The sequence below is a fragment of the Pseudomonas sp. MRSN 12121 genome, assembly GCF_000931465.1.
In the GTDB taxonomy this organism is placed as follows: Bacteria; Pseudomonadota; Gammaproteobacteria; order Pseudomonadales; family Pseudomonadaceae; genus Aquipseudomonas.
On the sequence record NZ_CP010892.1, the window covers coordinates 878,367 to 895,173 of the forward strand.

The 16,807-nt window shown below is 60.3% G+C and carries 29 protein-coding genes; 18 read left to right on the top strand and 11 right to left on the bottom strand.

Annotation, left to right across the window (positions count from 1 at the left end):
* Positions 1 to 213 precede the first annotated feature (213 nt).
* The 11 genes from TO66_RS03825 to TO66_RS03870 form a co-directional block, all read right to left on the bottom strand.
* Positions 214 to 1,410: a site-specific integrase gene (locus tag TO66_RS03825; protein ID WP_044461080.1), complete on the bottom strand. Its 1,197-nt coding sequence runs from the start codon at positions 1,408 to 1,410 to the stop codon at positions 214 to 216.
* Between the two features lie 159 nt (positions 1,411 to 1,569).
* Positions 1,570 to 2,142 (bottom strand): ead/Ea22-like family protein, encoded by a 573-nt coding sequence (locus tag TO66_RS33590; protein WP_052506093.1) that lies wholly within the window; start codon positions 2,140 to 2,142, stop codon positions 1,570 to 1,572.
* Positions 2,135 to 2,329, bottom strand: coding sequence for a hypothetical protein (locus TO66_RS03835; protein WP_044465937.1), 195 nt, complete (start codon positions 2,327 to 2,329; stop codon positions 2,135 to 2,137). Before TO66_RS03835 ends, TO66_RS33590 begins: the two co-directional genes overlap by 8 nt.
* A gap of 2 nt (positions 2,330 to 2,331) precedes the next feature.
* Entirely contained in the window at positions 2,332 to 2,706 is a 375-nt protein-coding gene (locus tag TO66_RS33165; RefSeq protein ID WP_044461081.1) for a hypothetical protein, read from the bottom strand.
* Positions 2,703 to 3,428: a metallophosphoesterase gene (locus tag TO66_RS03845; RefSeq protein ID WP_044461082.1), complete on the bottom strand. Its 726-nt coding sequence runs from the start codon at positions 3,426 to 3,428 to the stop codon at positions 2,703 to 2,705. The genes TO66_RS33165 and TO66_RS03845 overlap by 4 nt, the downstream gene beginning before the upstream one ends.
* Positions 3,425 to 4,162, bottom strand: coding sequence for a hypothetical protein (locus TO66_RS03850; RefSeq protein ID WP_044461083.1), 738 nt, complete (start codon positions 4,160 to 4,162; stop codon positions 3,425 to 3,427). The genes TO66_RS03845 and TO66_RS03850 overlap by 4 nt, the downstream gene beginning before the upstream one ends.
* Positions 4,159 to 4,770 (bottom strand): hypothetical protein, encoded by a 612-nt coding sequence (locus TO66_RS33595; RefSeq protein ID WP_052506094.1) that lies wholly within the window; start codon positions 4,768 to 4,770, stop codon positions 4,159 to 4,161. Before TO66_RS33595 ends, TO66_RS03850 begins: the two co-directional genes overlap by 4 nt.
* A 49-nt stretch (positions 4,771 to 4,819) precedes the next feature.
* Positions 4,820 to 4,984, bottom strand: a complete 165-nt coding sequence (locus tag TO66_RS33600) for a hypothetical protein (protein WP_177330388.1) — start codon at positions 4,982 to 4,984, stop codon at positions 4,820 to 4,822.
* 2 nt (positions 4,985 to 4,986) lie between these two features.
* Complete coding sequence (locus tag TO66_RS03860; protein WP_044461084.1) at positions 4,987 to 5,421, bottom strand: tellurite resistance TerB family protein; 435 nt, start codon at positions 5,419 to 5,421, stop codon at positions 4,987 to 4,989.
* A 92-nt stretch (positions 5,422 to 5,513) separates the two neighbouring features.
* Positions 5,514 to 5,897 carry a helix-turn-helix transcriptional regulator gene (locus TO66_RS03865; RefSeq protein WP_044461085.1) on the bottom strand — a complete coding sequence of 128 codons (384 nt, stop codon included), beginning with the start codon at positions 5,895 to 5,897 and terminating at the stop codon, positions 5,514 to 5,516.
* Between the two features lie 174 nt (positions 5,898 to 6,071).
* Positions 6,072 to 6,866 carry a S24 family peptidase gene (locus TO66_RS03870; RefSeq protein ID WP_044461086.1) on the bottom strand — a complete coding sequence of 265 codons (795 nt, stop codon included), beginning with the start codon at positions 6,864 to 6,866 and terminating at the stop codon, positions 6,072 to 6,074.
* Positions 6,867 to 6,973: 107 nt separating this feature from the next.
* Between TO66_RS03870 and TO66_RS32230 the strand changes: the two genes are divergently transcribed.
* The 18 genes from TO66_RS32230 to TO66_RS03955 all read left to right on the top strand — a co-directional run bounded on the left by TO66_RS32230 (position 6,974) and on the right by TO66_RS03955 (position 16,596).
* Positions 6,974 to 7,264, top strand: coding sequence for a Cro/CI family transcriptional regulator (locus TO66_RS32230; RefSeq protein ID WP_082061036.1), 291 nt, complete (start codon positions 6,974 to 6,976; stop codon positions 7,262 to 7,264).
* Positions 7,264 to 7,809, top strand: coding sequence for a KilA-N domain-containing protein (locus TO66_RS03875; RefSeq protein ID WP_044461087.1), 546 nt, complete (start codon positions 7,264 to 7,266; stop codon positions 7,807 to 7,809). Before TO66_RS32230 ends, TO66_RS03875 begins: the two co-directional genes overlap by 1 nt.
* Positions 7,810 to 7,940: 131 nt before the next feature.
* On the top strand, positions 7,941 to 8,279 hold the full coding sequence (locus TO66_RS03880; protein ID WP_044461088.1) for a hypothetical protein: 339 nt from the start codon (positions 7,941 to 7,943) through the stop codon (positions 8,277 to 8,279).
* Positions 8,276 to 8,545, top strand: a complete 270-nt coding sequence (locus tag TO66_RS03885) for a hypothetical protein (protein ID WP_044461089.1) — start codon at positions 8,276 to 8,278, stop codon at positions 8,543 to 8,545. The genes TO66_RS03880 and TO66_RS03885 overlap by 4 nt, the downstream gene beginning before the upstream one ends.
* A complete protein-coding gene (locus tag TO66_RS03890) occupies positions 8,542 to 8,802 on the top strand; it encodes a hypothetical protein (RefSeq protein WP_044461090.1) in 261 nt (86 codons plus the stop codon). Before TO66_RS03885 ends, TO66_RS03890 begins: the two co-directional genes overlap by 4 nt.
* Positions 8,799 to 9,023 carry a hypothetical protein gene (locus tag TO66_RS03895; protein WP_044461091.1) on the top strand — a complete coding sequence of 75 codons (225 nt, stop codon included), beginning with the start codon at positions 8,799 to 8,801 and terminating at the stop codon, positions 9,021 to 9,023. Before TO66_RS03890 ends, TO66_RS03895 begins: the two co-directional genes overlap by 4 nt.
* Complete coding sequence (locus tag TO66_RS03900; protein WP_044461092.1) at positions 9,020 to 9,379, top strand: hypothetical protein; 360 nt, start codon at positions 9,020 to 9,022, stop codon at positions 9,377 to 9,379. The genes TO66_RS03895 and TO66_RS03900 overlap by 4 nt, the downstream gene beginning before the upstream one ends.
* Positions 9,380 to 9,381: 2 nt before the next feature.
* On the top strand, positions 9,382 to 10,143 hold the full coding sequence (locus TO66_RS31995) for a Rha family transcriptional regulator (protein WP_052506095.1): 762 nt from the start codon (positions 9,382 to 9,384) through the stop codon (positions 10,141 to 10,143).
* The gene (locus TO66_RS03915) at positions 10,140 to 10,517 is read left to right on the top strand and encodes a hypothetical protein (protein ID WP_044461093.1); all 378 of its coding nucleotides are present in this window, start codon (positions 10,140 to 10,142) and stop codon (positions 10,515 to 10,517) included. The genes TO66_RS31995 and TO66_RS03915 overlap by 4 nt, the downstream gene beginning before the upstream one ends.
* Positions 10,514 to 10,930, top strand: a complete 417-nt coding sequence (locus TO66_RS03920; protein ID WP_044461094.1) for a hypothetical protein — start codon at positions 10,514 to 10,516, stop codon at positions 10,928 to 10,930. The genes TO66_RS03915 and TO66_RS03920 overlap by 4 nt, the downstream gene beginning before the upstream one ends.
* Positions 10,927 to 11,154 (top strand): phage-like protein, encoded by a 228-nt coding sequence (locus TO66_RS03925; protein WP_044461095.1) that lies wholly within the window; start codon positions 10,927 to 10,929, stop codon positions 11,152 to 11,154. Before TO66_RS03920 ends, TO66_RS03925 begins: the two co-directional genes overlap by 4 nt.
* A complete protein-coding gene (locus TO66_RS03930) occupies positions 11,151 to 11,885 on the top strand; it encodes a helix-turn-helix domain-containing protein (RefSeq protein WP_044461096.1) in 735 nt (244 codons plus the stop codon). Before TO66_RS03925 ends, TO66_RS03930 begins: the two co-directional genes overlap by 4 nt.
* Positions 11,869 to 12,669 (top strand): ATP-binding protein, encoded by an 801-nt coding sequence (locus TO66_RS03935; RefSeq protein ID WP_044461097.1) that lies wholly within the window; start codon positions 11,869 to 11,871, stop codon positions 12,667 to 12,669. The genes TO66_RS03930 and TO66_RS03935 overlap by 17 nt, the downstream gene beginning before the upstream one ends.
* Positions 12,666 to 14,036: a DnaB-like helicase C-terminal domain-containing protein gene (locus TO66_RS03940; RefSeq protein WP_044461098.1), complete on the top strand. Its 1,371-nt coding sequence runs from the start codon at positions 12,666 to 12,668 to the stop codon at positions 14,034 to 14,036. The genes TO66_RS03935 and TO66_RS03940 overlap by 4 nt, the downstream gene beginning before the upstream one ends.
* Positions 14,033 to 15,370 (top strand): site-specific integrase, encoded by a 1,338-nt coding sequence (locus tag TO66_RS03945; protein ID WP_044461099.1) that lies wholly within the window; start codon positions 14,033 to 14,035, stop codon positions 15,368 to 15,370. The genes TO66_RS03940 and TO66_RS03945 overlap by 4 nt, the downstream gene beginning before the upstream one ends.
* The gene (locus TO66_RS32235; protein ID WP_256242498.1) at positions 15,357 to 15,929 is read left to right on the top strand and encodes a hypothetical protein; all 573 of its coding nucleotides are present in this window, start codon (positions 15,357 to 15,359) and stop codon (positions 15,927 to 15,929) included. Before TO66_RS03945 ends, TO66_RS32235 begins: the two co-directional genes overlap by 14 nt.
* The gene (locus tag TO66_RS03950; protein ID WP_044461100.1) at positions 15,926 to 16,210 is read left to right on the top strand and encodes a hypothetical protein; all 285 of its coding nucleotides are present in this window, start codon (positions 15,926 to 15,928) and stop codon (positions 16,208 to 16,210) included. The genes TO66_RS32235 and TO66_RS03950 overlap by 4 nt, the downstream gene beginning before the upstream one ends.
* Entirely contained in the window at positions 16,207 to 16,596 is a 390-nt protein-coding gene (locus tag TO66_RS03955; RefSeq protein ID WP_044461101.1) for an antiterminator Q family protein, read from the top strand. Before TO66_RS03950 ends, TO66_RS03955 begins: the two co-directional genes overlap by 4 nt.
* The last annotated feature ends 211 nt before the right edge of the window (positions 16,597 to 16,807 follow it).

Consider the following 16,807-nt stretch of genomic DNA (forward strand, 5'->3'; position numbering starts at 1 on the left):
TTCAGTTCCCCTACCGATACAGCCTCAGACGCTCCCACGGTACCCCATACGCCACCAGCTGCGAATCCGCCGACGCCTCCGGTGGCGATGGATGAGGAGTACAGCCAGAAACAAGAAAGCCCGCACTAGGCGGGCTTCTTGGGGTGTTTCATAGACTGTCTGAGACAGGACTAGATTGCTATTTGGTGGAGCCGGGGGGATTTGAACCCGCGTCTATGCCTTTGTTTTCGCGGTGTTCAGCGTTGAAGCTGTCATATTGCTGTCATTCCCAGCAAAGGCCAGCTCTGCTTTGCTGCCAGCCGTATCGTCGGCGCTCGGCATCCATCTTCCATAGACCCTGGCAATCATTGTCCAGTCGCTATGCCCCATTTGCTTTGCAACCCACATCGGGTGCTCGCCAGCCGAAAGCATCATCGAGGCATAAGTGTGCCTGGTCTGGTACGGGCGCCGGTACCGAACGCCGGCCTTCTTCATCGCTGGCACCCACATCGTTTTCCTGATCGGCCCATCACCCGCCCAGCGCTCGAGCGTACGTGGGTTCTGGAAGACTTCTGCGTCTGCCAAGAACGTGTGAGCCTTCTGAGCTTTCAGTGCCTCCATAGCGGGCCTGAGCAGCTTCACGCTTCGTCGTCCAGCTGCTGTCTTCGTTGTCTCGGCCTCCCCCTTGCTGGCCTGGGTCATCGCTCGGCTTACCACCACCTCCTCGCGTAGCCAGTCGATATCGCCCCAGTCCAGCGCTACGAGCTCGCTGGTGCGTAGGCCGGTCCACAAAGCGAACTGCATCATGTTGCGCGCCTGTCCGGAGAGGGCGCCCAGCACCGCCTGCTGTTCTTCGGAACTGAACGGATCCACATCATCTTCCCTTGGCGGGGCCTCCTTGAGCGAGTAGGTCCAGCCCGCCAAAGGGTTTACCTCGATCAACTCCTCATCCGTTGCGTCGCCAAGAGCAGAGCGCAGGCAGCTCTGGATATTGCTCAAGGTTTTGTTGCCAACTTCCAAGGTAGCCAGCCAGTCGCGCACATCTTTCCTTTTTAGGTCGATCATCATCTTGTCGCCAAGTGCAGGAATCAATCGGAGCTCAACAAGCTTGCGGTATCCGTCGAAGGTGCTGCTTGAAATGTGCTTTCGCTTCCCTTCCAGCCACCTGGTCAAGAATCCGTTCACGGTTTCGCGTGAAGTCTCTGGCGCAAACTTCGCCGCCCGAGGCGACCCTGGAAAGGTCACCGAGTAGTCGAAGGTTCCGATAGAAATTGCATGTTCAATGGCCGCCTTGTGCTGCTCGGCCTTCTTCAGGTTAGTGGCGGTGGGCTTGAGCGTGATCCGCTCGCGGCACCGGACGCCCCGATACATGAACGTGATTTCGATACTCGAATCGGAGACTGTCCGGACTCCCCTCCCGCCTCTACCCATGACTCATATCCCTCTATATCGAGAAGCGTCCGGCCATCCGGCGCCTTGATCCATATCTCACCGAGCCGCCAGATCCCGTCACGGATCTTTGAGCGGATCGCGTCTTCTGTGTAGCCAGATTCGCTGGCAAATTTCCTGACGGTCACATAGCGCATAGCTTCACCGCTCTTCGTGTCGCGACACGTTTTCGGTTTCGGCGTTTTGTGTCGCTGCCTTGCTCATGGCTGCGTCGACGGATTCGTCAGTCGATCCGTAGTCACCGTCTGGACGATGCCCGCGATAGTCGATATCGCAATGCTGTTGAATCCACTGATACCGCTCGTTGTTCTTGATCAGGGTCTCCAGATCGACCTGCCCCCTGGTGGTCACTGTGTCGAGTTCGTGCTTTAGCTTCTTGTTCTCGGCGATGCTCAGGAAGCAGGCGTGATTGGTGATCTGCAGGTCATCCTTCAGCCGCTCGATCTCAGCGACCAGCACCAGCACCGCCTTCGGGTTCGCCTCGGCGATAAACTCGGCGTTGGCCCGGCACTGCTCATCGGTCTTTACCAGGCAGTTGGCGAACGTGTTGGCGATCCGCCCGCCACGTTTCCGGCCGCTGGCGATGTAGCTGTACAGCACGTAGCCGTGCTCGTTGACGTAGTCGCCGTCGGTTACCCATGGCCCAGGAGTTGCGGCCTTGGCCAGCACCTTGAGTTTGGCGGCGAGCCTCTGTGCAGCATTAGGCTTACTCATCACGACCATCCTCGTTGTCAGCGACCACACGAAGCTTGAAGTTGATCCCGCAGGCCTGGGCCAGGGCAACTAGCTCGCTTACCCGGGTGCTGGGCTCTTGCAGGGCCTGGCCGAAGCGCACCAGACGGGCGCCGAGGCTGGCGAACTCAGATCCGGCGCCGGGCTTGTCTTCCAATTTGAAGGTCATGGTCATAGCTGGAATACCTCTTTGTGCTGGCGCTGGAGCTGCACCGCGGCCGGGGTTGGCCCGTCCTGGTCCTGCTCGGGGGCCAGGGTTGAATGGTTCTGTAGCTGCTCGAGGGGCAGGGCGGCTTGAACCCGTAGGAGCGGGGCGGCCACCAAAGGCCCGCTTTCACGCATCGAATTGGCCGGAAACGCCCGGTCCGCATCGCTTGAGGGGGTGGCCTGCTGTAGGGTTGAGTCGGGCAAGCAACTGATCCCGGTGTTGTTCAAGATCCAGCAGGTAACGCCGCGCTGGCTGTCGTGCTGCACGCTGATGATTTGCTCGTCGGATGCGGCTTGGCCGGCTACCAGCAGCAGAATCGAAAGGATTATTGGCCTCATGGCTTCGGCTCCCAGTCCCATTGAAGTTTCGGATTGATTGGCGGGTGACACTGGAGCGTGGCCAGGTTGATCAGCGTGAAGTGCCCGCCCATCCATGCTCCGGTGTCGATGTGGTAGACGTTGCCCAGCACCGCCGGCTGGCGGGTTGGCGTGTGGCCAACGATCACAGCCCGGACGCCGCTGACGCCTTTTTGGTTCTCGCTGGCGATGCGGGAGCGGGACCACTGGCAGCAGGCCTCAATGTTTTGCACGCCTGACACCCGGCCCGAAAGCGCATCGCGAAGCGTTGACCAGGACAAGAAAGGGCAGTCGGCGTGCACGATACCTACCAGGCCGGCGTCCGTTTCCACCTCGATCGCCACCGGCAGCTCGCGCAGCACCACCGCATACTCGGTCTTTTCGTCTCGGTTCTTGGCCATCAACCAGGCCCCGCCGTTGTGCATGTACAGGTCATCGCGCAGCGCCTGCTGTACGTAGCCGACCGCCATGTCTTCGTGGTTGCCTTGCACAGCGTGAAACCATGGCTTGGCCAGCCACTCCAGGACCTGCTCGCTTTCCGGCCCGCGGTCGACCAGGTCGCCGACGCTGAACAGCCGATCCGCCGTAGGAGCGAACTGGACCGCATCCAGCGCCGCCTGCAGCTTGGTGAAGTGGCCGTGAATGTCGCCAACGGCGAAGTCGCGACCGGCGGTGTTGATCTCGAATCGCTGAATCCTGTTCATGCGCGAGCCTCCCCGGCGATCAGTGCCAGCCTAGCCACCAGATCCTCGGTGCGACCGTAGAAGCGGCCGGTGTCCTCGTTGATGAACTGCTCCAGCACCTGGGCTACCTCGGCGCTTTCGGCCAGGCCGCGCAGGGCTGGTGCTGTAGGAGCGAAGTCTCCGGCAGGTTCATGCACGAAGGCATTGGCCTTGATCGGCAAGACCTTCACCGGTCGGACTCCCTTCTCTTTGCTGCTCCAGTTCGTATCAGGTACGCACCAGGGCAGCATGTGCAGGCACCACGAACTGCCCGCCGTCGGCTTCTGAGTGCTCGACCAGTATTCGCGCAATGCAAATGCCTGGGCAGGTCCGCCAGCGCCTTGGATTGGCCAATGCGTGCCCCACGCTTCCAGCTGCAGCAGGTTGGCGCGCATCACCTGGAGTTCTTCAATGGCTGGAATGTGCCAGCCACGATGCCCGCGGATGTTCATGTTCAGCACCTGCTGGGCGATCGCGCTACCAGCTTCAGCCATGGCCTTGGTGTTCGCCATCCCGTCGTAGTAGGACTTGGAACCGCGGATGTTGAGCCGCGGGCCAGGCCGGTCCCACCACTGGGCGTCCTTCTCGAACTCACGGCCGGAATCTATCAGCGCGTGCTCGGCGCCATCGAAGAACAGGCGCCCGGCGTAGAAGCCGCCGGCGAGTGGCTGGCCGATCTGGGGCAGGGTGGCCGGGGAAATCTCGCGGCGCTTCATGGCTGCTGCTCCCGTGGCCAGTCTTCGTCGATTGGCCAGTCCAATTTTGCGGCGTCCACGGCGGCGTCGAGGTCCTTGCCGCCAACAGGATCACCAGACCCGATCCTGACCATGGGCACGTTCGCAGAGCCGGTTCCGAGTGCGCCGTCTCGCAACCACTCGTAGCGCCTGGCGTTGGCCACCAACTTGACGTGATCATCGATCGAGAATGCATGCAGGAACGCCGGCTCGCCCTTGTCCGCCATGTAACGAAGGCCATCATTGATATCGCTGAACTTTAAGTCGCCTTCCACAACCACATGGCGCAGAGCGACAGAGCAGAAGTCGAGCACCTGCTTGTCGGTCCAGTTGGCAACTACCGATGATTTCTCGGTGGTTCGGTTGGCTTTTTCGCATCCACTGGCAATTTGGTTGCCCATGGCGAACCAGGCGCCAATGCAGGCGGTAAGGATCACCCAGACGGCGACGAGGAAGACACCGACGATCAGCTCAAGGTCGCTTGGGTTGTCGAAAATTTTCGGCGTGACCTTGTAGAAAAAGATCAGGGTTGCGAACAGGTACACGGCGATCAGAAGCAGGAAATTGAACATCTTCAAGGGGGCTTGCATGTTGATCTCCAGGCTGATGAGGTAACGTTTCGCTACCCCATCGTCTTCATCAGTGTTTGGGCTTTCCGGCCATCAGCACCACCAACAGCAGAACGACCAGTACCAAGTCGCCCACCATCGAAAGGATGCGACTGGCCGAGTCGACGAAGACAACGCCGCCAGCAAGCCCGTAGGCTGCCAGCGAACGAGTCTTATTGCCGAGCTTGGCCAGCATGGTTACAGGTGGTCTTTGAGGTTGAGGCCCAGCAGCTTGGCGCTGCGCTCAAGGGCAGTCAGTTCCTCAGGCTCAATCTCGCCGTCAGCCTCAGCCACGGTCAGCATCACGTTGAGTACGGTCAGCGCTTCGGAAGGGGAATGGGCCAAGTCACCCAGTTCCTTTTCGGCGTTCTGCCGCAGGATGCGCGTGCCCGACTTGAAGTCGGTCTTGGCGCGGTCGATGGTATTGGACAGCTCTGCGCCGAAGCCCTGGAGCGCTGGGTTGTTGCTGAGAATGGTTTCGATCTTGGACAGCTCGCTTTCCTCCAGATCGCCATCCGCTGCGGCGACGTAGATCGAGCCGTACACGACCGCTTCCATCAGGTCACGGTTTGCCAGCTTCGCTACAGCTGCGCGAGCTTGGCCAGATTTCTTACCGAACAATTTACCGAGCATGGGTGTTTCCTCTTTCGTGGGTTGGGGTGAGGCTTTTTCCAGGCCGAGCGAATCCCGGCCGCGTTGTTGGCTTTCGCAAAAATCAGGTTGGGTTAGGCGGTGAGGGCAACCTCGATGCGGCGGACAGCCACGCGGGTTTCAATGCGGCGTTCTCCACCGCCGCGACGGACACGAAGGGTTGGGTCTTCTGCCATCGACGCATGAACGGCAAGGATCATGGCCATCACAGCTGCTGGAGAGATCAAGCCGCGTTTGAAGGCTTCGGCGACCAGGGCCGCACGACGCTTCACCCCCAGCTTGGTGGTCAACGCCAAAAGGCGCTTGTCGATGGTGTCCGGAGCAACGCCAAGATCACGCGCCACTTCTTTCGAGGTGTGACCAGCTGCAACCGCCAGCAGGCACTCCAGCTCGCGAGGTGCGGCGCCACGGCCAAGAAAGCCTGTGAAGCCGTGGGCGGTGATGGTGGCGGTGGTCATGTGGGAAGCTCCATGCGGGTTGCGATGGGGCTGATATTGCGTGCGGTTTTATTTTTAGTCAACACCTGCGGTTTTATTTTTATGTAGAAATTGCTCCTGACGGTCTTGGATTTTTTTGACAGAGCATAAAAAAGCCGCCCAGTGGACGGCTTGCAAATGCAGTGTATTTGCGACTTATCTGGAAAACATACCCCACCAAAAAACGTGTCCAATCAGGGAAATTTGCTGGTCATGAATATCCTGGTAGGTGTAATCCTCATCCGGGTGCTCGTCACGATTGAAGCTGCGAAGGCGAATCCCAGTAGGCGTTCTGTAAACCTGTTTTACACGCAATTGACCATTGTGATTAATGGCATACAGATCCCCGTCAGACACCTCACCGAAAGATGTCCGCCCCAGGTTTACGCCTACTGTCGCGCCATCCCGTAAAACGGGAAACATGCTGTTTCCTCTGACCGTGACGCATCTGGCATTGGAAAACTGAACGCCATTTTCTCGCAGATCCCTCTTAGCGAAGCGGAGTCGAGATCCGTCGTTTTCTTCGATAGCATATCGACCAGAACCGGCATCCAGCTCAATCTCCCGAAGGAACGGGACGTAAACCTCATCTTCGCTAAGCGGGGTACTATCATCCCACGCAAGGACAGGACTCAAGACCACCTCGTTAGATCGGTTCTCTGGAGTGGCGTCTGTGGAAACGCTGATGGACGCTAGTCGCTCAATGACCCCGGCGATTCTGGGACTGAAGGAAGACACGGGCTCTTTGAGCACGCTTGAAAACCTGGCGGCCGTCATAACGTTTAGCGCGTTCAAGCCGTTCAGGTACATGCTGATCGCGGTTTGCGTCATTCCAAAAGCTTCTGCGACCTTCTCCTGGCTGAGGCCCAGCTCTTTCTTTTTTGCCATGTAAATGCGCTTTAGCGCATTGCATTCGGCAAGTTCGGTGGCGGTTAGCTGTCTCTTTTTCATAGGTCAAGCCTATAACCTTCGGTGTTTAAACTCAAAAGACCTGCGGTGTTTACATTAAAAACACCGCAGGTTATTGTTTGTGTCATAAGCCACTTCTAGGTGACTCCATGACACCAATTCTCTTAGGCGATTTCGTCGGGCCGCTTGGCCAGGCAGAGGCCGCAAAAAAACTCGGTTCAAGTCAGGTCGCTATCAGCAAAGCGCTGAAGGCTGACAGGTTGATTTTGGTTTCAACTGATCCGAGCGGAGCTGTTTCGTCTTTCGAAATCAAGGTCTTTCCAGGTGGCGGTAGCCGTGACAAGGCTCGCCTCGACCTTGAAGAAATTGTGAGCCAAATGACTAAGTTCGGTCAGTCCGGCGCCCCTGCTGTGAATCCATCCAGTGCCGGGGGTGCGTAGTGAACAACGTCATTTCGCTTTCGTTCGAGGGCACCCCAGTCCAGTTCAATTTGGACGGCTGGATTAATGCCACTCGGGCGGCCGCGCAGTTTGGCAAGGTTCCGAACGACTGGCTGCGACTGGCTTCCACTCGGGAGTACCTTGAGAAGCTGGCTGCCAGGGTGCCAGCGAGTAATACGGGGAAATCCCGCATTACTTTTGTGACCTCGCGTCGGGGCAATTCCGCAGACAGTGGTACGTGGATTCACCCCCGACTTGCCGTGAAGTTCGCTCGCTGGCTCTCCGTCGATTTTGAACTCTGGGTCGACGAACAGATTGATGCGTTGCTTCGTGGCACCCAATCCGCCCTGGATACTTTCAATCGCGCCTGCAAGAAATATGACGATGGCGAAGCTCTCGCTAGTGCGCACGGTCGTGGATTGAACGCCTGGAAGCGCCAGAAACCTTTGCTGATTGGTGAGGTTGAGCGCGGCCGCCAGCTTCTGCAAATGACCCTGGGGCTGAACTCCCCCGAAAACCACAACCACTTGCGGTCCTCGTCGTGAAGGTCTGCCCCTCCCAGTTTTTGTTGTCCGGCTAATTCGCAGGCAACAAAAAGCCCGCTTAGCAGGCGGGCTTCTTAAACCACTCGTTAGCAGCGAGTGATTCTGTACTTCTCGTTCTGGAGAACGATTTCATGCACCCGAAAAATAGCACCACGCTACCACCAGTGCAAGACCTGCTGACCGTGAAGGTCGAGTTTTGCAATACGCCCATCAGCAACACGGGCGCACAGATGCTCAACGTGGCGGCCGGCATTGGCGCAGAGGACGCGCTTCAAACCGCAAAGGTTCTCTCCTCTGGCCTGGGCCAGATCTGCCGGCATATGCATGACAGCCTGAATATGGGCGAGCTTGCGTATTGCGACGGTGTCGCGGCGATGGCGTTCCTGGCCGAGACGGTAAGCGCGCTGGTTTGGTCAGTTGAGCGCGGTTTTCAAGCTGCCTGTGACGCAAGCGGGGAGGGGCGGCCATGAAAACCGAACTCCTGACCCTTGGCCATGAGTTTCACAAACATGGCGCTCATGACCTGCTGATCGCCGCCGATGGCGTCCCGATCCATGACGCCCTTGATGCGGCCACCTGTTATCTCGAGGCGGTGGTGCACGGCCTGCGTGACCTCATGTCTGAGCCTGCCGTTTCCAACGAGGCGACCCTTCTTTTCTTTGCTGCCGAGAATGCGCTGGCATTGACCTACGCCGCCCACGCCGGGGTTGATCCCTTCCAAGGAGGTGCAGCATGAACGAGCAGCAGCGCATTGCTGAAGACGCCACCTTCCAGATCGGCTGTGCCATGGACCATATCAACTGGTTGCGCGGGGTACTGCACGTCCTGCGCGATCACTTGAAGCTGGAGACGGGCGGCGAACACTACAGCACCGTGGCAGATCTGGCGATCTACAACGCGGACGACTGGCACAACCAGCTCGACGTTGAGCGCCAGGAGTTGGAAGCCCGCACTGACAAGGCCTTTCCTGCTGAAGACGGGGGTGTCCAGTGACCCGGCAATCCCTTCTTCCCGATCGCCTGGAAGACGCACTGACCACGATCAATCAGCTCAGCAAGATCCTGATCAATAACGAAGCGCTGCACGACTCGGACGTGTCGCCCCAACTCGATCGCTTGGACGTCGACGCGGTAATGCGGGCGGTGCTGCTGATCAGTGCCCAGGCACACGACGATTTTTGCGAAATCATGAATTCAGTGGAGGCCCGGCAATGACCGACCCGAAGAACAAGCGCAACGCGACCGAGCAGATAACCCCTGAGTTCCTGGCTGCCGGGCGCCTCTATTCCCAGCTACATGACGCCGGCCTGGAGAAATCCCCAGAGGCCGCAGAAGCGCTCCAGCACATGTACGACGCTGCCCCCGAGTCGTTCCGCCAGGAGATGCACGACATGGCCGTGCAGATGGGGCTGATGCCGTCTGTTCCTGATGGATACACCGATGACGGAGAGCCCGTTTACTCGTTGGAAGGGTTGGCTAACCGCCTGGGGCTGAGCCCCGAGGAGGCTCAGCGCGCTGCCGAAGAGCTGGGCATCAAGCCCGGCACCACCAAAGTCAACAAGGTGCACTGATCATGACCATCGTCATCATCAAAGACGGCGATGCCGTCACCACGACCCTGGCGATTGCCGAGGGAACCCTCAACGACCACGCGAGCGTCATCAAGTTGGTTCGCACCTACCAGACTGATCTGGAAGACTTCGGCTTGGTCAGATTTGAAATCCAACCAAGATTGCCGGGTCAGCATGGCGGTGGCGATGCAGAGTTCGCAATCCTCAACGAGCCCCAGTCCACCCTGCTGCTGACCTTCATGCGCAACACGGACGTCATCCGGGCTTTCAAGAAGACGCTTGTCCGTGAGTTCTGGGAAATGGTCCAGAGCCGCAACCGAGCCAGGACTCCCGCGGAGCAGCTGCTAGCCAATGCTCAGTTGCTGGTGGATATGGAGCGCCGCCAGGACCAGACCGAGCGCGTGGTGGCCGGGATCGAAAACCGTGTCGCCCAGGTTGAGCAGGTCAGGTACCTGGATTCCAGGCCGGCCGGTTTCGAGTCGATGACCTCGATCCGGGAGCGCATCAATCAGCGCTACGGGCTGCCCCAGTGGGTGGTAAATGCCGTGATGCGCGACGTTCCAGGATGCCCGCTGCCATTCGCCATGGTGCGCAGCAAGCACGCCGACGACGGCGCTCAGCCCTACGCAATCTGGCCCAAGGCCGATATCACCCGCCGCTTTGATCGGTTCGCCGCCGAGTGCACTTTCGTTACCGCGGAGCGCGCCACCCACCCAGACATTGAACAGGGCCGCTTCAAGCTGTGCCTGAGGAATTCTGCATGAGCAAGAAACCCACCAAGCAACAATTGGTCGAGCGCGTTGCTGAACTGGCCATGGAGCTTCATCGCGCCGAGTCCATCATGAAGATCATGCGGGGGCGCCTGAATCGTGAGTACGAGGAGTATTTCAGCGTTCATGGGGAAATCGAGCCAAACCGCCGAGGCATCCGCGTCGATGACCCGCGCTATGAGGGCGTGATCAATTTCACCAATCAGGCCTACGACAACCTACAGGCCAGCCGGAGCAAGAAGAACAGCGCCAAGCGCAAGCTCACAACCGCCGTGCGCGCGCTGATGTCGTTCACCGGCGAGCAGGTGAAGGCGCCCCGCGAGCCAATTGTTAGGCGTACCAATCTCGCAGGAGTGACGCTGCAATGATCGCTCAACCATCCGAACTACTCGACGCGAAACCGGAGCCAGAACTGCCGCCGAACTGGCTGAACGTTGTGGCCCGCAAGAAGCTTGGCCAGCCCCAGGAATGGCGCTGGTGCAAATTCGAGATGATCGGCGACACCGACGACTGCGTGGTCGAGGGTGGTATTCCTCGGCTGCTGCAGAGCGGCAAGCGCAAGGGCCAACCGACTTGGCGCGATTGCGAGTTGACCAAGTGCGTCGTCACCAAGGCCGAGTATGACCAGGCCAAGGTCGACTACGAGGCCGAAACCGGTAAGTGCCGCGACTGCGCGGGCACTGGTCAGTGGCTGGCCGGCTGGTGTTCAGCTGCGGGCAACCGATTTGAGCCGTGCAAGCGTTGCGCGGCCACCGGAAAAGCTCCGGAGGCCCGCCTATGAGCATCATTCGACCGCAATCCACAACCGCCGAGAAAGGACCTGTATCCGTGATCGCAGGCCCGTGGCCGTCGTATACGGCATTCAGAAGCCTGCCAGAGCGTGATCGGTGGGTTCTGTATGGCAGCGCCAAGGCTTACCGCCAGGCGCTGGAAGATCAGGGCTTGGTGATGGCTGAGGGGTATGACGACTTCGTCCGTCGAGTGACTGGGGAGCTTGAGCTATGAGCATGAATTTGATGGTCAAGGCCATGGAAACCAAGGTCGGCAATCCATTGCGCAAGCTGGTGCTGATTAAGCTGGCCGACAATGCCAGCGATATGGGCGAATGCTGGCCGTCCTACCAGCACATCGCGGACCAGTGCGAGATCGGTCGCTCAACTGTGAAGCTGCATATTCGCGAGCTAGAAAAGGCCGGGTTGTTGCGACGTGAGTTCCGTCGCAAAGGAGAGCTGAATCAATCGAACGTCTTCCACTTGACTCTCGACGGTGGGGCAGATCATGACCTAGGGGGTGGGGCACCAGATAACCCACCTGGGGCACCAGATAACCCAGGGGGTGGGGCAGGAGCTGCCCCCAGAACCAGTCACTCTTATGAACCAGTCAAGGAACCTAAACCTACGGTCATTCCAACTGACCCAGTGGATGGCTTCGACCAGTTCTGGAAGCTGTACCCGAAGAAGAAGGGACGCAAGGACGCTGCCAAGGCCTGGGCGAAGCTGAAGCCGAACGAAGAGCTGCGACAGACCTTGATCACCGCCCTGGGCCAGCACAGCGTTTCCGAGGACTGGACCAAGGACCGCGGCCGCTACGTTCCCAACGCCGCTACCTGGTTGAACGGCGAACGCTGGACCGATGAGCTGTTGCCGGCCAGCGGCGCCAAGCCATCGGCCTATACCGGCCTGCCCACCCATACACCCGATATGTACCAGGAGGCGCCCAATGGCCCCGCTTTCTAATTTTCGTCGCCTGCCAATGACCCGCACCTTCACCGGCACTTGCGAGGTTCATGGCGAGGTTGATCGGTCAGAAGTTGAGCAGTTCGATGGCTCGATGCAGATCCGCTTCTGCAAGAAGTGCCAATGGGAGGCCTTGAACATCGCCGCCCGGGGGAGTGACGCCTATACCCAGGCCCAGGAGCGACTGCGCGCCGAACGGCTCAATGCCGACCTGATCGCCTCCGGCATCACGCCGCGCTTTGCCGATCGCATGTTCGCCAACTACCGGGTCGACGGAGACATGGCCAAGGCCCGTGCGTTGGCGGTCTGCCAGGGCTACGCCGATCACTTTGTCGATCACTACCAGGCCGGTCGCAATCTGTTGCTGCTGGGCAATGTCGGCACCGGGAAAACCCACCTCGCCACCAGCATCGCGCAACAGGTGATCCGCCAGCACGGCGCAACCGCGGTAATCACTTCCGCAGCGGAGATCATTCGGGTGTTCAAGGGCGCCATGGATCGCAACGCCGGGTACACGGATCGTGACGTTCTGGCCGACTTGGCCGAGATTGACCTGCTGTGCATTGACGAGGTTGGTGCGCAGGCTGGCACTGCATACGAGCTATCGGTGCTGCATGAGGTGATTGACCGACGGTATCAACTGATCAAGCCCACGGTGGTGATCTCCAACATGGACGCCAAGGGCCTCGGCCAGTACATCGGCGACCGCGCGCTGGATCGCCTGCGCGAGAACGGCGGCCTGCTGGCCGGTTTCACCTGGGCCTCGGCGCGAGGTGCAGCATGAGCCGCGAACTGTTCAGCACTGAAGCCGAGCACGGGGTGCTGGGGGCGCTTCTGCTCGAAGGCGACCTGTTCGACCTGATCACCGAAAAAGTGAAGGTCTCCGACTTCCACGACCTGGAGAACGCCGCGCTGTTCCAGGCAATGGTCGATTGCCACGCTGCCGGCCAGCCAATCGATGTCGTTACGGTCGCCGACCAGTGCCGGTTCCTGCCCAGCGGCGAGCCAACGATGGCCTACGCCGGAGACATTGCCCGGAACGTACCCAGCACGGCGAACTGGACGGCCTATGCCCGCATCATGCGCGAGCGCTCGGTGCTGCGGCAGGTGATCCAGGCGGCGGACGTGATTCGCGAGCAGGCCAGCGCCGACCGTCCGGTTGCCGAGATCGTGGCCCTGGCCCAGCAGGCGACGGCCGACCTGCGCGATCTGGACGATGGCGCGCCGAAGTATCAGCGCCTGGACCAAATGATGGGCCGCGCGGCGGACATCATCGACGACAAGTTCAATGGCCGCATGCCGTCTTGGCCTTCGACCGGCCTGAAGGATTTGGATGAGCTGGCGCAGGGCATCCGTCCGAAGAAGGTCACGGTCATCGCGGGCTTGCCGGGTAGCGGCAAGACAACGCTGGCCCTGCAGATCGCCCAGCACAACGCCATTGCCAAGCGTAAGCCCTGGCTGGTGTTCTCCATCGAAATGCCCGGCGAGGAGCTGGGTGTGCGGGCCATTGCCTCGCTGGGCGGGGTGGACCTGCGTCGACTGGACAACCCCGCGAAAATGCAGGACGACGACTGGTCGAAGATGGTGGGGGCCGTGGCTCAGGCCGCGAACGCGCCGCTGTTCATCTGCGACGACCCGGTGCAGACACCGGCCAGTATTCGCGCCACCTCCCGCCAGTGCCAGCGTGAGCACGGCCTGGCCGGGATCGTGGTCGACTACCTGGGTCTGATCCAGCTGGAGAAGAGAGGGCGCAGCCGGACCGAGGAGGTCGGCGCGATCAGTAAGGCGCTTCTGCGGTTGGCCAAGGAGCTCGATGTGCCGGTGATCGAGCTGGCCCAGCTCAATCGCGATTCCACCAAGCGCCCCGGAAAGAAACCCCAGGCCAGCGACCTGCGCGACTCCGGCGAGATCGAAGCCGACGCCAGTTGCATCATCCTGGTTCACCGCGACATGGACAGCGAGGCCGGCCAGAATGGCGTCACTGAACTGCTCATGCCGAAGTGCCGCCACGCCAAGGTGGGCAGCTGCGTTGTCCAGCAGCAGGGCGAGTACGGTCGCTTCGTCGACTTCTCGGGCAATCCATTCCCTTCTGACGAAGAGGTCGAGATGGGGCGCAGCTTAGCCAGCCAGTACAGGAGGAAGTCGGCATGACCATCACCCCGAAAACCCTGGCGGTCTCCCTGAGCGATGCCGAGATCCGGCGGCACCAGAGCAGCGACGTTCGCCAGTTGCGTGACCCGCGGTATCGCGAATTGCGCTTTCGCTACTCGACCGTAGACCGCACCAGAGGCGCGTGGCACGTCGTTGTCGCTGGCAAGTGGGGCAAGGCCGGCGATTACCCCGGAATCAGCGCTAAGGCGATGCTGGCGACGTTGCCGAGCATTCTGGCGCGCCGGTCTGCCGACCCCGCGTCCAGCTCCACCGTCAGCCAGTGGCTTGCGGTGGGCGACCTGCTGACCTGGTACGCCGATCGCACGGCGCGCAACCAGGGCCTTTCCAGCAAACGCAAGTCCAGCATCAAGTCGGCGCTCAAGTGCCACCTGTGGCCGTGCCTGGGCGAGGTCCGGCTGGGCGACCTGGACCGCGCGACCCTCGACCGACTGCTGATGTGGCCGATGCAGGAGCGCTACGCCCTGTCGTTCGTGCGCTCGGTGTATGCGGTGCTGGCGGTGGCGTTCCGGCAAGCGGCGCGCCTGCGCCTGATCGAGCGCAACCCGATGGCGGAGCTGAAGTTCACCGACTTCGTGACGACCCGGATCCGACCGAAGCCGGCCCAATTACGTGCCGACGACCTGCCTGACCTGCTGCGGGTGCTCAACGAGCAGTTCGAGGAGCGGCCGGTGGAGTCGATGCTCGCCCTGATGATGCTGTACCACGGCACCCGCCTGGGCGAGACCCGTCTGGCGCGCTGGAAGAACACCAACCTGATTTCGGGCAAGTGGTTCCTGCCGGCGGCGGACACCAAGACCAAGGCCGAGCACACCCTGCCGCTGACCGATCAGGCCCGGCAGTTGCTCCTGCGCTATCGGGCGATCCAGCTGGAAAAGGGGTACAGCGGCCCGTTCCTGTTCCCGGGCAACGCCGGCCAGGCCCTGAGCGCCACCAAGGCCAGCAACCTGTTCACCAACATCGCCCGCGGCGAATGGTCGAGCCACGACCTGCGCAAGGTGGCGCGTACCGCCTGGACGGACCTGGGCACCGACTACATGGTCGGCGAGCTGCTGCTCAACCACGCGATGAAAGACCTGGATGCGACCTACATCCACACCACCGCCGAGGAGCTGAAGCGCCGGGCGCTGGAGTCCTGGCATGAGCATCTGGATCAGCAGGCTTTCGAGGTGATTGCCGCCGAGACATACCCGGGACACGAAAAACAACCCAATGGCGCGCAGGCCGCACAGGGCGAGGCTTTCAGCGCTTCCACGCATCCATCCCAAGGGAGGATGCAAAACCGCCGTGGAGGGCATGATCATGAGTTGGTTTAACCGAATCGGTTGGTTGCGGAGGGAGCGGAGCCCGGTGCCAGTGGCCGAGCCGACCAAGAAGACCCGCCTCGAAGATCTGGCTGATCGCCTTTCCGAAGAAGTCGCTGTCTTGCCGCCTGGGCCAAGCTGTCCAGAGGCCGAGCGCATTGCCGCCTCGTTGCGCGACTTCCCGGGAGACTGGGCGTGGTCGCACAAAGGCTATGAGCTGCGGCACACCCCCACCGGTTTCACGCTATGGGTGGCGAACAAAGACTATGGACTTGCCGAGGTAAGCAGCGGCCACAAGGCTGCTTTCTCCGACCCTGAGAAGGCAATCATCTGGCCGGCGGTCGAGACATGGCTGTCACTGCACCGGTTAGGTTTCACCGGCCGCCTGCCGAAGCCCAGGATCAACTTCAGCGGCGACACTTTTTGGTGTCGTGCCCCAGAGCATCCGTGGGTTGGTGTGGGGTGTTCGCCAGAGTTGGCATACCGGTCATGGGCAAGGGCTGTATCAATCCAGGCACGCACTGACAGCGCGCCTGGAGAAATTTTGCACGTATGGAGTGCCGCACGATGAACAACGTAACCGCGGCACTGCCGCGCAAGAACCTGACCGCGGTGGAGCGCAAATTCCTCAAGGTCGGAAACCGCATGCTGCTGGAACAAACCAATGGCCGAATTGCATCAGCGGCGCTGATGGACATCGTGTCCGACTGGCACGGCACCCGGGCGAACATCGGTTTCGAGCAATTCGCCAAGGCATGGATCACAGAGGGCAATGCCAAGAACAAGATCGCCGACAAGTTGCTCCGTGAGCTGTTCGGCATGAATGGACCGAAACCGAGGAAAGCGGCATGAAGAAGCGAACCTATGCAGGCAAGCCGCTGGGTGATACCGAGTATCTGCTGGAGCAGTGGGGGTGGTGGCGGATGGATGGGATGGGGGTTCCGAGTTATGTGTCCCCGCTGTACGCCCTGATCCGGGACAACAATGTGACGGAGGGAGGCGGCAAGAACTACTGCGTTACCGATGATGTTGCCCTGGTGGTGGATCGTGCTGTTGCGAGGCTTGCCGGCCGCGATGAACAGATGGGCAATTTCGTCTGGTTGTACTTCGGCATGAAATGGCCGGCGCTCCGAATTGCCAGGGAGAACAGTATCGGGGAGGCCAAGGCAAGGGAGATCATCAAGGCCGGTGTGGCCTGGGTGGATTGCGCGGTCGAGATTTTTCGCGAGGCTGCGTAAAAAAGTCTTTCCACGCGGATAAACACCTGTTTTCATGGCACGGTGTTCAGCTTTTCAAGCACGACACCAAAGAGAAAGCCCGGCCATTGAGTCGGGCTTTTTCGTTCATGCAGATGACGCGCGCAGGCAGCTGCGCTAAGTCGGTAGTGGCGTCGATCAAAGCCGTGCGCTCCCTGATCGGCTACGCGATGAGAGTCTGGGGTACGTGACC

Excerpts from the sequence above, each read along its gene's own strand:
- TO66_RS03825 (WP_044461080.1), bottom strand. The coding sequence starts at position 1,410 with ATGGGTAGAGGCGGGAGGGGAGTCCGGACAGTCTCCGATTCGAGTATC.
- TO66_RS33590 (WP_052506093.1), bottom strand. The coding sequence starts at position 2,142 with ATGAGTAAGCCTAATGCTGCACAGAGGCTCGCCGCCAAACTCAAGGTG.
- TO66_RS03835 (WP_044465937.1), bottom strand. The coding sequence starts at position 2,329 with ATGACCTTCAAATTGGAAGACAAGCCCGGCGCCGGATCTGAGTTCGCC.
- TO66_RS33165 (WP_044461081.1), bottom strand. The coding sequence starts at position 2,706 with ATGAGGCCAATAATCCTTTCGATTCTGCTGCTGGTAGCCGGCCAAGCC.
- TO66_RS03845 (WP_044461082.1), bottom strand. The coding sequence starts at position 3,428 with ATGAACAGGATTCAGCGATTCGAGATCAACACCGCCGGTCGCGACTTC.
- TO66_RS03850 (WP_044461083.1), bottom strand. The coding sequence starts at position 4,162 with ATGAAGCGCCGCGAGATTTCCCCGGCCACCCTGCCCCAGATCGGCCAG.
- TO66_RS33595 (WP_052506094.1), bottom strand. The coding sequence starts at position 4,770 with ATGCAAGCCCCCTTGAAGATGTTCAATTTCCTGCTTCTGATCGCCGTG.
- TO66_RS33600 (WP_177330388.1), bottom strand. The coding sequence starts at position 4,984 with ATGCTGGCCAAGCTCGGCAATAAGACTCGTTCGCTGGCAGCCTACGGG.
- TO66_RS03860 (WP_044461084.1), bottom strand. The coding sequence starts at position 5,421 with ATGCTCGGTAAATTGTTCGGTAAGAAATCTGGCCAAGCTCGCGCAGCT.
- TO66_RS03865 (WP_044461085.1), bottom strand. The coding sequence starts at position 5,897 with ATGACCACCGCCACCATCACCGCCCACGGCTTCACAGGCTTTCTTGGC.
- TO66_RS03870 (WP_044461086.1), bottom strand. The coding sequence starts at position 6,866 with ATGAAAAAGAGACAGCTAACCGCCACCGAACTTGCCGAATGCAATGCG.
- TO66_RS32230 (WP_082061036.1), top strand. The coding sequence starts at position 6,974 with ATGACACCAATTCTCTTAGGCGATTTCGTCGGGCCGCTTGGCCAGGCA.
- TO66_RS03880 (WP_044461088.1), top strand. The coding sequence starts at position 7,941 with ATGCACCCGAAAAATAGCACCACGCTACCACCAGTGCAAGACCTGCTG.
- TO66_RS03885 (WP_044461089.1), top strand. The coding sequence starts at position 8,276 with ATGAAAACCGAACTCCTGACCCTTGGCCATGAGTTTCACAAACATGGC.
- TO66_RS03890 (WP_044461090.1), top strand. The coding sequence starts at position 8,542 with ATGAACGAGCAGCAGCGCATTGCTGAAGACGCCACCTTCCAGATCGGC.
- TO66_RS03900 (WP_044461092.1), top strand. The coding sequence starts at position 9,020 with ATGACCGACCCGAAGAACAAGCGCAACGCGACCGAGCAGATAACCCCT.
- TO66_RS31995 (WP_052506095.1), top strand. The coding sequence starts at position 9,382 with ATGACCATCGTCATCATCAAAGACGGCGATGCCGTCACCACGACCCTG.
- TO66_RS03915 (WP_044461093.1), top strand. The coding sequence starts at position 10,140 with ATGAGCAAGAAACCCACCAAGCAACAATTGGTCGAGCGCGTTGCTGAA.
- TO66_RS03920 (WP_044461094.1), top strand. The coding sequence starts at position 10,514 with ATGATCGCTCAACCATCCGAACTACTCGACGCGAAACCGGAGCCAGAA.
- TO66_RS03925 (WP_044461095.1), top strand. The coding sequence starts at position 10,927 with ATGAGCATCATTCGACCGCAATCCACAACCGCCGAGAAAGGACCTGTA.
- TO66_RS03930 (WP_044461096.1), top strand. The coding sequence starts at position 11,151 with ATGAGCATGAATTTGATGGTCAAGGCCATGGAAACCAAGGTCGGCAAT.
- TO66_RS03935 (WP_044461097.1), top strand. The coding sequence starts at position 11,869 with ATGGCCCCGCTTTCTAATTTTCGTCGCCTGCCAATGACCCGCACCTTC.
- TO66_RS03940 (WP_044461098.1), top strand. The coding sequence starts at position 12,666 with ATGAGCCGCGAACTGTTCAGCACTGAAGCCGAGCACGGGGTGCTGGGG.
- TO66_RS03945 (WP_044461099.1), top strand. The coding sequence starts at position 14,033 with ATGACCATCACCCCGAAAACCCTGGCGGTCTCCCTGAGCGATGCCGAG.
- TO66_RS32235 (WP_256242498.1), top strand. The coding sequence starts at position 15,357 with ATGAGTTGGTTTAACCGAATCGGTTGGTTGCGGAGGGAGCGGAGCCCG.
- TO66_RS03950 (WP_044461100.1), top strand. The coding sequence starts at position 15,926 with ATGAACAACGTAACCGCGGCACTGCCGCGCAAGAACCTGACCGCGGTG.
- TO66_RS03955 (WP_044461101.1), top strand. The coding sequence starts at position 16,207 with ATGAAGAAGCGAACCTATGCAGGCAAGCCGCTGGGTGATACCGAGTAT.